This is a genomic window from Streptomyces sp. UNOC14_S4 (genome assembly GCF_020740835.1).
GTDB lineage: Bacteria > Actinomycetota > Actinomycetes > Streptomycetales > Streptomycetaceae > Streptomyces.
Genome location: NZ_JAINFC010000197.1, coordinates 1 through 12628, shown reverse-complemented (window position 1 = coordinate 12628; position 12628 = coordinate 1). Strand labels below are relative to the sequence as shown.

12 protein-coding genes and 2 pseudogenes are annotated in these 12628 nt (G+C 67.6%); 4 read left to right on the top strand and 10 right to left on the bottom strand.

Going from position 1 to position 12628, the window contains the following annotated elements:
• Both K6I34_RS18890 and K6I34_RS18885 read right to left on the bottom strand, forming a co-directional pair.
• The coding region (locus K6I34_RS18890) for an HD domain-containing protein (RefSeq protein WP_308294026.1) at positions 1-584 on the bottom strand (584 nt) is incomplete at its 3' end.
• A gap of 1050 nt (positions 585-1634) precedes the next feature.
• Positions 1635-2141, bottom strand: coding sequence for a hypothetical protein (locus K6I34_RS18885; protein WP_229327457.1), 507 nt, complete (start codon positions 2139-2141; stop codon positions 1635-1637).
• A gap of 394 nt (positions 2142-2535) precedes the next feature.
• Here K6I34_RS18885 and K6I34_RS18880 point away from each other — a divergent pair, with 394 nt between their 5' ends.
• The 3 genes from K6I34_RS18880 to K6I34_RS18870 all read left to right on the top strand — a co-directional run bounded on the left by K6I34_RS18880 (position 2536) and on the right by K6I34_RS18870 (position 4587).
• Complete coding sequence (locus K6I34_RS18880; RefSeq protein WP_229327456.1) at positions 2536-3480, top strand: DUF6192 family protein; 945 nt, start codon at positions 2536-2538, stop codon at positions 3478-3480.
• Between the two features lie 95 nt (positions 3481-3575).
• Positions 3576-4016 (top strand): hypothetical protein, encoded by a 441-nt coding sequence (locus tag K6I34_RS18875; protein WP_229327455.1) that lies wholly within the window; start codon positions 3576-3578, stop codon positions 4014-4016.
• A 37-nt stretch (positions 4017-4053) separates the two neighbouring features.
• Positions 4054-4587 (top strand): hypothetical protein, encoded by a 534-nt coding sequence (locus K6I34_RS18870; protein WP_229327454.1) that lies wholly within the window; start codon positions 4054-4056, stop codon positions 4585-4587.
• Between the two features lie 136 nt (positions 4588-4723).
• Here K6I34_RS18870 and K6I34_RS18865 read toward each other — a convergent pair whose 3' ends face one another.
• From K6I34_RS18865 to K6I34_RS18845, 5 genes and pseudogenes are all read right to left on the bottom strand, one after another.
• Complete coding sequence (locus K6I34_RS18865) at positions 4724-5923, bottom strand: IS256 family transposase (RefSeq protein ID WP_229327458.1); 1200 nt, start codon at positions 5921-5923, stop codon at positions 4724-4726.
• Between the two features lie 152 nt (positions 5924-6075).
• Positions 6076-6356: pseudogene (locus K6I34_RS18860) on the bottom strand (IS200/IS605 family accessory protein TnpB-related protein); the annotation flags it as partial.
• Between the two features lie 556 nt (positions 6357-6912).
• On the bottom strand, positions 6913-7698 hold the full coding sequence (locus tag K6I34_RS18855) for a ThiF family adenylyltransferase (protein ID WP_229327453.1): 786 nt from the start codon (positions 7696-7698) through the stop codon (positions 6913-6915).
• Complete coding sequence (locus tag K6I34_RS18850; protein ID WP_229327452.1) at positions 7692-8276, bottom strand: hypothetical protein; 585 nt, start codon at positions 8274-8276, stop codon at positions 7692-7694. The genes K6I34_RS18855 and K6I34_RS18850 overlap by 7 nt, the downstream gene beginning before the upstream one ends.
• Positions 8273-9247, bottom strand: a complete 975-nt coding sequence (locus K6I34_RS18845) for a hypothetical protein (RefSeq protein ID WP_229327451.1) — start codon at positions 9245-9247, stop codon at positions 8273-8275. Before K6I34_RS18845 ends, K6I34_RS18850 begins: the two co-directional genes overlap by 4 nt.
• Positions 9248-9463: 216 nt before the next feature.
• Here K6I34_RS18845 and K6I34_RS18840 point away from each other — a divergent pair, with 216 nt between their 5' ends.
• Positions 9464-9691, top strand: coding sequence for a hypothetical protein (locus K6I34_RS18840; RefSeq protein WP_229327450.1), 228 nt, complete (start codon positions 9464-9466; stop codon positions 9689-9691).
• Positions 9692-9738: 47 nt separating this feature from the next.
• Here the strand turns inward: K6I34_RS18840 and K6I34_RS18835 are convergent, their stop codons facing one another.
• The 3 genes and pseudogenes from K6I34_RS18835 to K6I34_RS18825 all read right to left on the bottom strand — a co-directional run bounded on the left by K6I34_RS18835 (position 9739) and on the right by K6I34_RS18825 (position 12588).
• The gene (locus tag K6I34_RS18835) at positions 9739-11208 is read right to left on the bottom strand and encodes an SAVED domain-containing protein (protein ID WP_229327449.1); all 1470 of its coding nucleotides are present in this window, start codon (positions 11206-11208) and stop codon (positions 9739-9741) included.
• Positions 11209-11663: 455 nt separating this feature from the next.
• A pseudogene (locus K6I34_RS18830) lies at positions 11664-12395 on the bottom strand (amidase); the annotation flags it as partial.
• Positions 12382-12588, bottom strand: a complete 207-nt coding sequence (locus K6I34_RS18825; RefSeq protein ID WP_229327448.1) for a hypothetical protein — start codon at positions 12586-12588, stop codon at positions 12382-12384. The gene K6I34_RS18825 and the pseudogene K6I34_RS18830, both read right to left, overlap by 14 nt.
• Between the last annotated feature and the right edge of the window lie 40 nt (positions 12589-12628).

The window sequence follows — 12628 nt, the reverse complement described above, 5'->3', positions numbered from 1 at the left end:
GCCCCGCACAGGTGCCCCAGCAGCCGCGCATACCGCTCACGCAGAGAACGCCACGCGGGGCCGCCCAGCGTGGCCCGTACCCGCCCCGGCGACGCCCCCTGGTCCACATCGATCTGCAGGAACCGGCCGCCGTGCCCGCCCAGGATCTGCGCCGCCCGCACTGCCGGGCTGTCATTGCCCGCCACCTCGAACCCCGCCCGTGCGAACAGTCCCACGCCGATATGCGCCGACGCCCGCTCACCCGAGATCTCCCCGGCCGACGCCGCGTCCGCTGCCAGATCGTCCCCGAGCCGCGCCCACGCCCACGGCACACCACGCTGGACAGACGGCACCAGCATCCCGATGCCCTGCAGCCCCGCCACAAACGCGGATGCCGACCGCGCCTCCCCGGGCGGCACCCCCAGCCCCTCGGCGACCAGAGCCTGCTGAGCAGGCGCCAGGAACCGGTCCCACAGCTCAGACGCAACCGCCGCGACATCGATCATGCGAAACAGCAACGGATACGCCGTCAACGTCGTGGTATCGACATCACCCCACGGGCAGACATCGATACCACCGAACCGGCCGTCCTCCACCACGCCCACAACCAGCCCCCTGACAAGCCCCGGACCAGGCCACCTCGCAGCCTCAGCATCACGCTTACCACCGCCCCGCCCTCCGCCGCAGCCTCACCGCGGCGGCTCCCGCATCCTGCAGGCAGCAACACGGGAGACCCACCAGACAATGCTGCATACCCTTGGCACCACACCCTGACCCGTCAGGGGTGACTCGACCTTCGGGGTCGCAGTGAGATACAGCCGACGCACCTTCCCTGCGACAGCAGGGGTGATTCGACGCGCGGCGTCGCAGTCAGATACAGCCGACGAGCCCGCCCTGCGCAAGCAGGGGTGACTCCTCGTACGGAGTCGCGGTGACATAAAGCCGACGTGCTCTCCCAGCGTCAGCAGGGGTGACTCCGTCTCTCCGATCCGTGTGGTGCGCGCCAACACCATCGCCCCGCGCAAGCAGGGGGTGACTCGTGCGGTCACTGCAACGAGCCGAGCGGAATCCCGTCCGCCCCGCGTCAGCAGGGGTGACTCGCCGGACTACGCCGACAAGTGGATCATCATCGCCTCTCCCAAGCGCCAGCAGGGGTGACTCTACGGGCACGATCAGCGAGGCGAGCTTTCCCTCGTCCACCCCGCGTCAGCGAGGGTGACTCGAGCTATGCGCGTGATGTGGAAGGCGCCTTGCGACCTGCCCTGCGCAAGCAGGGGTGACTCATACGGGGTGTACTGGCTCCACCCGAACTCGGTGTCCGCCCCGCGCAAGCGGGGGTGACTCAGGACCAGCCGGAGCCACCTTCTTCAATGCCCCGCCCTACGGCAACAGGGACCCGCCGAACCGCACACCTGAGCGGGGTGTGCACAGCCCGCGCATCCGACCGACCGGCTCCGGCCGACGCCAGCAAGCCCTGACTCTTCCTTCCTTACACAGGGCAAGCCATTCCCTACCCTGCACAGTCTCCGTTTTGGGGACACACAAACCGGCTTCCCCGTCACACAGCGCAAGATCAGGGAAGTGGCGCGCTATCAGGATTCCAGACCCCGCATGCCATGCCCGGCCTTCCCTCCGCGGATCCTCCATTGCGTCTGCTACGGGATGCTGAGCTGCTCGATCACGGTACGCGCCCATTCCTGAGCGCCTTCCTCAGCACCGGCGGCCAAGCCGGTGGCCACAGGGGCGAGCACGCCTTTGACGGCAGACAGCGCGCGGCGGATCTTTCCACGGTCCGGCTCGGCCCGGGTGACTTCCGTGAGTACTTCACCGGCGGCTTCCTCGGCGTCCTGCCTGTCTTCCTCGGCCAGGCCGGCGGCATCGAGGTTCTCCAGCGCCGCGGTCACCGCCTGCGCTATGCCTTCATATCCGGGAGCAACCTGCTGCGTCTGGTTCTGTGTCTGCACCACGCTCGTGTTGCCCCAGGCAAGCTGGGCACCTTCGGCACTGCCGTGAAAGACCGGCCCGTTGTAGACCGTGCTTCCCGCCGGGACCACGGACCCGTCAGCAGTCAGGGGAACGTTGATGGGGTACTTGTCGAATTCGCGCTGCATGTTCTTCATGAGCTTTTCAATGGCGCGCCGGTCAATGCCATCGGATGCCACGCATGTCCTCCTCTGTCAGCCTGCCGGACCAGGGTAGGCGGAGGCCCTGACATCCCGGCCGCAGGCCGGCAGGACTCAAGTGGGCGCGCGAGGCATCCGCCCGCTGCCGTCACGGATTCCGGCCCGGTTCACGCAGCTGGATGTGCAGCACTGCAGGCGGGAAAATCCGGCCCCAGAGGGTCCGCCGGACGGTGTTCCGGCAGATGCCCCTTTTCGGACCTGCGCGCTGGGAAGCCCCTGGTCTGGGTACAGGGCGCGCTTGATGGGGCCGAGGGGCCGAGGCACAATGAAATTAAATATTTGTTCGATTTTGTTCGGGAATGCGAGCCTGGGGATGGTCGCCCTCATCTTCCCGGCCCCGCTACCTGCAGTTTCGCGCCTGGTGGGAGGCACCATGGCCGCAAGCAAGATCACCAGCCCCTTCCCCCAGCGGTTCACGGACCGCCAGTGGGCGCACTACGTCAAGCAGGGAAAAGGCCTGGTGGAAGAAGAGACACAGATCCAGTTCCGCCTCGGCGATCTCACCCTGAAGATGGTCCCGTCCCAGCGCCCGGGCGACAGCAGCCAGCGCGGCGTGTTCCCGGTGCTCGACAGGTTCGCGGACGAGATCGGCATCAATGTCCACACCCTGATCGACTACCGGCACGTAGCCGTCAAGTGGCCGCCGGAGCACCGCGCCCCGGATGTGTCCTGGTCGATCCACCGGGCGCTGGACGCCCTCGATGACCGTTTCGAACTGATCAGTAACCCGCCACGGGGGACCGTGAAGTGGACGGAGGACAAGGCCCTCAGCCATGCCGGGCGGCTTCCGAGCCGACCTTTGACCAAGGCCGAGAAACTGGACCGGGTACGGGTCCTGCTGGACCAGGACGACAACGCCGCCGAGGCCGTCGGCGAACTGATCAAGCGGCCGGACGTCGCGCACCGGGTGATGAGCAACGACGCGAACAAGCGCATCCTCTACCGGGCCCACCACGAGCAGCGGCTGCAGGCCGCCGGAGCCCGCCAGGCAGCCGCCTACGAGGATGACGAGGAAGAAGAAGAGGGGGAAGAGACCACAACACAGCAGGTGCGGCGCCGCGAGCCGGCCGTGGACTACACGAGGGCATCCAGCGAGGTGCTCGAGCTGATCGGGACGGGCACGACCTTCCTGGTGGAGATGCAGCGCCTGATCCCCGAGCTCCACGTCGCGGAGTTCACCGACCGCGAGGTCCGCGCCGTCCTGGACAACCACCGTCGCATCCGCGCGGCCCTGGACTGGTGCGACACCGTCGTGACGACGGGCGAAAAGACCATGGACGAGGAACTGGCGCGCATCCTCTCCGAAGGCGATGAATAACGATGCCACCCCGTGCGACCACTGCGGAACGCAAGACGAAGGAGGCGCCCCGGCCACGGCGCACCCCACCCGTCGCCACTCAGCACCTTGCCGAAATGGCCTGGCAGGTCCTGGAAGACGCAGGCGAGGACGTCATCGTCACCAAGCAAGAGATCACCAGCAAGATCCACGCCACCGAAAGCCAGTTCACACGCCTGAAGAGCTACATCCGTGACCACATCACGATGGAAAAAGGCAAAGCATTCCTGGCCTTCCGCGAGGGATACCTGTTCACCACCGACCCGACGAAGATCGCCGAAAGTGTCGGCTGGCGGCTGCGCCGCATCAACACCGAACTCCGCCGCCTGCTGACCGGCTGGATCAACCCCCTGGGCGAGGACGTCGCCAACTACGAGGTCCTCACGATGTACCAGGAGGAGATCGGCCACATGCTGCGCCTGTCCGAAAGGATCAGGAGCCTCGGCACCTCGATGCCCCAGCCCGTCAAAACTACGAAATCCAGAAGACGCCGCCGCACGGCCGCTCCCGCCACATGACAGCGACGATCCCTCCGCATGAACGGGCACCGGCGTCATGACGCGGTCCTCGGGTCACCGGCCGGCCAGCGCCGCGGCCCTGCACCAGGCGCTGGCCGCACTGGGCGCTGCCCCCACCCTCGACCACGCCCGGCGCCCCCACGGCCCACGCCCGCAATACGCCCCACTGCTCCTCGGCATCCTCCTCGCCAAAGCAGAACTCGACGCCGCCGTGCGCGCCGACCCCGCAGCAGACCCACCCGACGGGCTGACCGCACTCATCCGCGGCTACCACACCCTCACCCGCTCCGAAGAAGCACGCCTGCGCCTGCTCACCCTCCGACTGGTCAGAACCGCCTTCGACATCACCCTCTACGAAGAACCCGGCGACCCCTGCACCCCGGCAGCGGAAAACGCCGCCATGACAGCAGCCAACATGATCAACGCCTGCCGCCTCACCCGCCACGGCACCGGACCAGACGACCAGCACGCCCTCACCACGGCACTGGAATCCGCCCACCAGTTCCACCACAGCACCGCACAAGCACTCAAACAGGCCCGGCGCCAGCTCACCAAGAACCGTTCCTTGTAAGTTGAGTAGGAACGGGTCTTGGACCCACGCCTGCTCACTGCGGACACCCGAACGGTTTTGGATGCCCAACTGGTTGCCCGCGTTCTCAATTCTTCCGTTCGGGGCGTGTCAGTCACTCCGTGTAAGTCCTAGGGGTTTAGTTGAGGGTAATGCGGTCCTGGAAGTAGATCGAGAACGCGTTCAGCGCGGCCTTCCAGTGCGGCGCGACGTGCGTCTTGCTCCTGGTCTTGGGCTCGATCAGCTCGCGGATGGCGAGGTAGAGCACCTTGACTGCGGCCTGCTCCGTCGGGAAGTGCCCGCGGTTGCGGGTGACTTTCCGTAGCCGCGCGTTGATCGACTCGATCATGTTCGTGCTGTAAATCACCTTCCGGATCTCGGGCGGGAACGCCAGATAGGGCACGAAGTCCTGCCATGCCTGGGTCCAAGTCCGGGCCACGGCTGGGTACTTGCGTCCCAGGTCCGAGGCCGTGAACTCCTCCATGGCCTGCTCGGCGGCCTGCTCGGTCGCCGCGGTGTAGATCCGGCGCAAGGCTGGCACGAGCTTGCCGTGATCGGCCTTCGACGCATATCGGAGCGACGCTCTGACCAGGTGAATTACGCAGGTCTGGACCGTGGCGCGGGGCCAGACGGCGTTGATGGCGTCCGGCAGTCCGGGCAGGCCGTCGCAGCAGGCCACGAGCACATCGTCGACGCCTCGCGCCTTGAGCTCGCCGAGGATCGTGAGCCACTGGCGGGCGCCCTCGCCGTCCTTGCCGATCCACAGCCCCAGCACGTGCTTGCAGCCGTCCAGGTCGACGCCGACGGCGAGATAGACGGGCCGGTTGGCGACCTTGCCGTCGCGGACCTTGATCCAGAGCGCGTCGATGTAGACGACCGGCCAGAGGGCGTCCAGCGGCCTCGACTGCCAGGCTGTGATCTCGTCGCTGACTGCGTCGGTCACCTTGGAGATCAGGTCCGGCGACACGTCGGTGCCGTACATCTTCGCCAGATACGAGCGGATGTCACGCACGGACATCCCACGGGCATACAGGGCCAGGACCTGCTCGTCGAACCCGGACAGCCGCCGGGCGTTCTTCGGGACGATCTGCGGCTCGAAGTCTCCGTTGCGGTCCCGCGGCACGTCCACCTCGAGCGGGCCGACGTCGGTCAGCACGGTTTTCGCCGAGGTGCCGTTGCGGGAGTTGCCCGAGCCGCGGCCGGCCGGATCGCCCTTCTCATAGCCGAGGTGTTCGCTCATCTCGGCCTGCAGAGCCCGCTCGAGCAGGGCCTTGGACAACTGCTGCAGCAGGCCGCCCTCGCCGGCCAGCCGTGCACCGGCGGCGTCCGCCGAATCCATCAGCTGCTCGAGGAGAGCATCCACCTGCTCGGCCGGGACCGCCTCGCGGGCAGCAGGCTCAGGTATGTGGGTCTCAGACACGCGATCTTGCCTTTCCGGAGGGACGGGGCCAGACAGACCCCGCCACACTCTCAGATCACGGACTTACACGATCATCCGGACACGCCCTCCGTTCGGCCACGTGCATCATGTGCACGCTCCGTGACGGAGTGGCGGGCTTCCTCACGCCCTCGGGCACAGCGCCCGGCCTGGGCAGTCCGATGCCCCGCAGTATCGCTCTGGTACTGCGGGGCGGTACCGTCCGTCGCCGGATCGGGTGTCCGAGGGCACGTCATCCGATCGCCACGGCAGCACTGTCGTGGCCGGTGGTCTTCCTATTCTTCGAGGTGAGGGGGTTATGCCAGCGCTGGGCACCCCGCAGGGAGGTGAACGCGGTGCTCAATATCTGGAACCACCCGCAGATACCAGCGAGCTCGACCACTTGAGATCCGGAAGTCGTGGCGGTGGAGCCATGGTTGGCAGCGACCGAGGTACGGCACAGTCCCCCGCAGCAGCGCCCCAGCGGCAAGGCGGTGATCATCACCTGCCTGCCGCCCCAGCCACAGCGCACCATTCAGCACACACTCCAAGCCCGCGCCTTTGCACCACAGTCCAATCCCCTGCTCCACACCCCAGTCATCACACGTCCGGACCAACCAGGACAGGCCCCTATACCTCCGCTACAATGCAGGTCACGAAGCCTCCGCCCCGCGCAAGCAGGGGTGACTCGCCTTCCACACTGAGGATCTCGGACTGGATGGCCTCGGCCCCGCGCAAGCAGGGGTGACTCGGCGTTTCCGCCGTCGACCACCACGACATCGAACCCACCCTGCGAAAGCAGGGATGCCTCCCTACAGCCAGGCCCCCGATGACGCCCGCCACCGGCCCGGCGAAACCGCCCCAGCGAGATCGCAATCTCGCAGGTCAAGCACCACTTCTTTTTGCGATTCTCACTCCGACGCGCTGGGCATTCTCACATGACTATTAGTCACCTCCTCACTCATCGCGCAGCCTTGCCCCAAAAAGCACAGATCACACCTCAAGCCTGAGAACACTCCAACGAGAATCCCGCACGACACCAAAGCGAGAATCAGCAGTCGGACGAGATTGTGCCATTGGAGGCGGTCGGGATCGACGAGGGTGAGGTGGCCGACGCCATAGCCGGCCAGCGCGTGCGCGGTGGCCGAGCCGATACTCCCCGCTCCGATCAACATGACGCGGGTGCTCCGGAGTTCTTCGACGGGCCAGTGACCCTCGAGCTGCAGAACCCCGGTGACTTCGGGCTCGACCGACACCTCAAGCGGCTGGATGCCCGCACGGGTGACGTGCCAGGCGAGGAGGTCGGGCAAACCGCTTTCGGGAAACGCGTCCTTCACGCCGGGGGCGTGGGTGATGGCCACATAGCCGCCATCGCCCGGCGTCTTGAAACCGCTGGGTACGGCGTCCTTGAACGCATCGAGCTTCAAGGACGTGCCGCGCCGTACTCGCAGGAGGTACCAGAGCGCGTGCAGTTCGCCGGTGGCCCGGTACCAGTAGCCGGTGGGAAGGGAGTCGCAGCCCGCCAGCAGCCGGTTTCCGGGTGCGGGATCCACCGAGATGATGGATCCGTCCGCTCCGTCGGAGATGCCGCTCACGACGGCAAGGTCGTCGGGCCGGCTGATGCGCAACGACAGCCGGCCCGATGGGCCCGCAGTGCGGAGTCTGGTCGCGGCGCCCTGTGGGATGAGGATCAGCACGCGGGACCGTCCTGCCCGGCGGTGTCCGGCTCACCGTGCCCGGTGGTGTCCGCAGGTGTCGGGGACTGGGCCAGGAAGTGGTCGAGGCGACTGTCGGTGACGATTCCGCTGCCGGTCATCTCCTCGATCGTCTGGTGCTTCATCAGCGCGTACTCGATCCGCCAGCCGGCGGCCTTCAACAGCAGGTCGCCAACGGACTCGCGGCCCGTCCATACGTCGTCGCGCAGGAGGCACAGGCTGGAGTCGCCGTTGACATGCCAGCGGTGCTGAGTCCACTCGAACGGTTCGGGCAGCGGGTCCAGAGAGAAGATCCGGGGAGCCACCATGGGGTAGGCCTGGCCGTATTCCAGGCGCAGCCGGAGGCCGCGCTCGCCGATCCAGTCGGTGAGGTGGGCGGGCTCGGGCCGGTCGAACGGCCAGCGGGGCAGCATGCCCTCCCATCCTCCCGCTCCCTCGTCGCTGAAGACGAGGTGGGGAAAGTGGGCGGGGATCTCCTCCTGGTCTCGTCGCAGTCGGCGGGGTTCGCACTCCCACCAGGTGATGGAAGTGCGGGTGCTGCGAGCAGGTGCGGTCGTCATCCCTGGGGTGCGTCCCTGATGGGGCGGGGAGTGATGAGCGCGGGCGCGCCGATCAGCGAGGTGGTCTTGGAAGCAGGGGCGGGCGCCGGGAAGTCCTCGCCGAAGATCTCCTGCCACAGTCGCAACGCCTCGCCGGTGTCGCCTTCGGCCGCCGCCGCGCAGGCCCGGTCCGCCAGGTCCGCGGCATTGGCGAACGCAGCCGACAGGCCCTGGCGGTCCAGGTCGGGCTGGACCTCGCCGCACAGACCGGCCGGGTCCCACACGCCCTCGTTGACCCGGGTCGCGGCGGCGGTGAAGAACGTCTTCAACCCCTGGGAGCGGTTGCCGGACATGGGCAGGCACTGCAGGGCGAGGACCTCCATGACGAGGGACTTGACGCGTCCCTCGACCGGTGCGTCGAGCCGCCACTGCTTGAGCAGCCTGACCAGCGGCCGGAAGTATGGCCAGGAACGCTGGTGTTCGGCGACCAGTTCGATCAGGGATTCGGGGTTGGCCGGCACCCACCTGGCGCTGAGCTTCTCGGGTATGAGCAGAGAGTTGTCGGGCTGCCGCAGCGCGGTCATCACGTCGACGGTGAAGGCCTCCGGGTCGTCGGGGTCGTCGAGGAAGCACTTGACGGCGTGGTTGCGCAGCAGGGTGTGTCGGACCACGGTGGCGTGGGTGCCTTTGCTCTGGCTCAGCAGCCGGTTGACCTGGGAGCGGATGTGCTCGAGGGCCTCCTCCGCGCTCGGCCCGCTGCTCCCCCACCCAGGGTGCTCGTGCGGGTCGTAGACGACCACGATGTCGACGTCGTGGATGGGCTTGAGCTGCGTGCTGCGGCTCAAGGAGCCCGATCCGAACGTCTCGAGGACGTCGGGCTCTTTCAGCAGCGCCTCCTTGAACAGGTCCCGGCGTCCGCGGGCCAGTCTCGTTTTCTCAATGTCCTCGTCGACGGTCTTCTGCAGCGCGTCGAATGCCTCGTCGATCCTCATGCGGTGTGCCTCCTCGGGCTCGCCGTTCAGCTCGGTGCACGCCCTGGACGCGGCACCTCTGTGGTGCGCGGTCGAAAAAGGACGTTCGATGGCTGCTCGTTGCCACGGTACGGGCCCCCACTGACAACGCCCTTCGGATCAAACCGCGTTGATCTTCAGGGTGAGGTGCTGTCCCGTGCCTGTCGCCGATCCGGCTGCCGGGGGCAGCGCGTCGGGGTGGTCAGGAATCTGCCCCGGTCCGCGCTCCATGCCGCCGTCACCACCCACATATGGGAGTGCTGGCAGACGGCACGCCGGCAGTGGGCAGCGCAACTCGGCGACGCCACCCCAGTGGAGGAGCTGCTGTTATTCCATGGCCCGCTGCCGAACGCTGTCGCGTTGGGCTGGCTGACGGCCCGTGACCGCCTCACCCTGGTCCCCCACGACCTGCACGAGGCGCGCTGAGCAACGGCTTCACCCGGGCAGCGTGATGGTGGAGAGGCAGGCGGGTTTTACGCGTCGACGACGAACGCCTTTTCATACACCTGCTGCGCGTTGACGTCCTCGTACACGATGGTGGGGCGCAGGCGGTTCCACCGGTTACCCAGCAGCAGAGCCAAGCCCATCGGGCCAGCCTGGAAGAGGTGGATCGCAGGATGCGCGCGGCAGGCACGACGCAGCAGATCCCGGATGCCGACGGCAAGGGCGCTGGCCGTCGCCGCATCCGGGACGGAGTTGTCCTTGGCGCCACCGGGCGGGCGCAGCACCAGCAGCCGGGAGACGGGTACGCGCTGCTCCCGCAGGAAGTCCAGCACATCCTCGGTGGGGTCGATGGCGACCGCGATGGCCACGGCGAGCTCCGGCCCTTGACCGAGAGCGTGCTCGTCGACCTCCGGGGCCAGCACAGCGTCGTACCCGGCAGCGGACGACCAGACCTGTCCGCGCTGGGCCACGGCCAAGTCGACTCCAGTCACCATGCGGAAAGCCGCGCCGACCACGAACGCGGGCGCCAGACGCAGACTGCCGGTGACGGCGATGGAGGTCGTGCCCGGCGGCATCCGAAACGGTGCCGCTTCGATGTCCGCCTGCAACTGCGACCAGGTCGCCGGGGCAAGCGGACGCCGCTTCACGTAGGGCGAGGCGCCCTCGAAGCGGTCCGCCCAGTCCACCATGTAGTCGGCGTCCTCCGCCATCGGGTCCGGTTTCAAAGTGGCGACGGAAAGCACCGCCCGTGACGTGCCGGCCTCCAGACGCAGAGACCGGATCGCCTCCCTGACGTCCGCCAGGGACAGCCTGCGCTGCCCATCGGCGACTCGGCGGGCCACCCAGTCCGCGCCGGCGTGCATGGCCTCCGCATCGAACCGCAGCCCGGCAGCGAACATCAGCATCTGCAAGTGCTCATGCAGGTGCATCACGTCCCGTGCCAGGTCGAAGCGCAGCACCTTCAACAGATCCAGCAGCCTGTCCTCGCTCAGCCCGATACCGGCGGCCCAACGGCTGCGCGCCTGTCCCTTCTTCGATCGCGGTCCCTGCTGCGCCGCCTTCGGCACGAGCAACTGGGTGCGGGAATCCCTGAGTGAGATCAGCGGATCCCCGGCATCCGGGGACCGGTTGCTCAGCAGGGCAAGATCGACCGGAGTGCCGTCCCCGACGAGTTGCTGCCAGGCCTGCGCCACCTTGTGCAGGATCGACGGGCCGCCCTGGTCGCTTGGCTTGAGCAAGTACTCCTCGTTGACGGGTGAGGAACTGTCTGCGGCGTACTTGACCTGCATGTAGGTGTGCGGCGGCTCCTCGCGGTACAAGACGACGTCATCCACGTTTCCCACGCCGTCCACCTCAACACCGACCGCCACCACCGGGTTCGGCACGCGCAGCGCCGCGTCACGCACCGCCGTGACACAACCCTGCCACGCGACCAGCCACTGGTACCGGTCACCGGCGATACGAACACCCGTCGAACTCGGGGCAGGCAAGTCAGGCACGAAACACGGTCTCCCACTCGAGCGGCCGCCATACCACAGCCAACGAGCAGACCATCACCCGCGAGCCCTCCCCGCGCCCAGCCCATCAACCGCTGGAAGCCCGTCGGGCTGAACGACGGCGTTCTCGGGCCCGCCCGACGCTGACCAGCTTGCAAAGATCAAGGGCGCAGAGCGGGCATCTGCGCTCCCCCAGCCACTGCTCTATACGCGTCGGAGCACTTGATGCCCAGTCCGCGACAGACGCCCACCGGCAAGGGTTCGTCAGCCGAAGGCATGCAGACACCCCTGGCCGCTACCGGAATTCTCAATACACCTGCGGGATTCTCATTAGGCCTGCGGTACTGCAGCTCAAGGTCCTGATCCGCACGGAGAAAGCATAGCGAGGCATCCCTCAGCCATCTGCATCCTCGCAGGTCAGAGCGATCCCTCTACCGCAAGAGAAATGAGAACTCACACCGGTAGTCCACGGCGGGCAGAGCGAGCGAAGCGGGGTCGCGCGGATCGTGTCCGGCCAGCGTGGTCAGGACCAGGGCCGCGTCCTCGACGGTGCGGGTGATCGGGCCGACGTGGTCCAGTGACCAGGACAGGGAGGTGACGCCGTGACGGGGGACGAGACCGTAGGTCGGCTTGAGGCCGACGACGCCGTTGAGCGCGGCGGGCACCCGGATCGACCCGCCGGTGTCGGTGCCCAGGGCGAAGGTCGCGGTGCCCGACGCCACGGCGACCGCGGAGCCGCCGCTGGAGCCGCCGGCGACCCGGCCGGTGTCCCAGGCGTTGCGGGTCTGAGGGGTGGTCAGGCCGAACGCGAATTCGTGGGTGTGGGTCTTGCCGAGCAGAATCGCGCCGGCTGTGCTCAGACGCACGGCGACGGTGCTGTTCGCCGTGGCGCGGTGGTCGGCACGGACCCGGGAGCTGGCCGTGGTGGCCATCCCGTCGACATCGATGAGGTCCTTGAGTCCCATCGGGATGCCGTGCAGTGGTCCCCGGTAGCGGCCGTGCGCCGCTTCGTGTTCGGCTTCGCGTGCGGTCCGGCGTGCCTGCTCCGCGGTGACCGTGACGTAGGCGCCGAGGTGCGGCTCCGCCTTCTCGATCCGGTCGAGGACCGAGTCGACCAGTTCGACGGGGGACAGTCGCCGGTCCCGTATCGCGTCCGCGGCGGCGGCGAGGGACAGCTCATACGGCTGCATCGTGCTTCTCCTGTACGGGGTGGTAGGCGGCGGGCGGGACGTCCGCGAAGTCCAGCTCACGCAGGACCGAGACGACGCTGTGGATGTGGTTGGCGACCGCGGCGACCGCGGCGTGGCGCTCGGCGGGCAGGTCGAGTCCGGCGCGGGCGGCCCAGCGGGCGGCCTCGGGCGGTGTGAGTTCGACGGCGGACATGGATGTTCTTCCTGTCAGTGGGGGTTGAGGCCTGTCGGTG

Excerpts from the sequence above, each read along its gene's own strand:
- K6I34_RS18880 (WP_229327456.1), top strand. The coding sequence starts at position 2,536 with ATGGCCGCAAGCAAGATCACCAGCCCCTTCCCCCAGCGGTTCACGGAC.
- K6I34_RS18875 (WP_229327455.1), top strand. The coding sequence starts at position 3,576 with ATGGCCTGGCAGGTCCTGGAAGACGCAGGCGAGGACGTCATCGTCACC.
- K6I34_RS18870 (WP_229327454.1), top strand. The coding sequence starts at position 4,054 with ATGACGCGGTCCTCGGGTCACCGGCCGGCCAGCGCCGCGGCCCTGCAC.
- K6I34_RS18865 (WP_229327458.1), bottom strand. The coding sequence starts at position 5,923 with ATGGATTCGGCGGACGCCGCCGGTGCACGGCTGGCCGGCGAGGGCGGC.
- K6I34_RS18850 (WP_229327452.1), bottom strand. The coding sequence starts at position 8,276 with ATGACGACCGCACCTGCTCGCAGCACCCGCACTTCCATCACCTGGTGG.
- K6I34_RS18845 (WP_229327451.1), bottom strand. The coding sequence starts at position 9,247 with ATGAGGATCGACGAGGCATTCGACGCGCTGCAGAAGACCGTCGACGAG.
- K6I34_RS18825 (WP_229327448.1), bottom strand. The coding sequence starts at position 12,588 with ATGTCCGCCGTCGAACTCACACCGCCCGAGGCCGCCCGCTGGGCCGCC.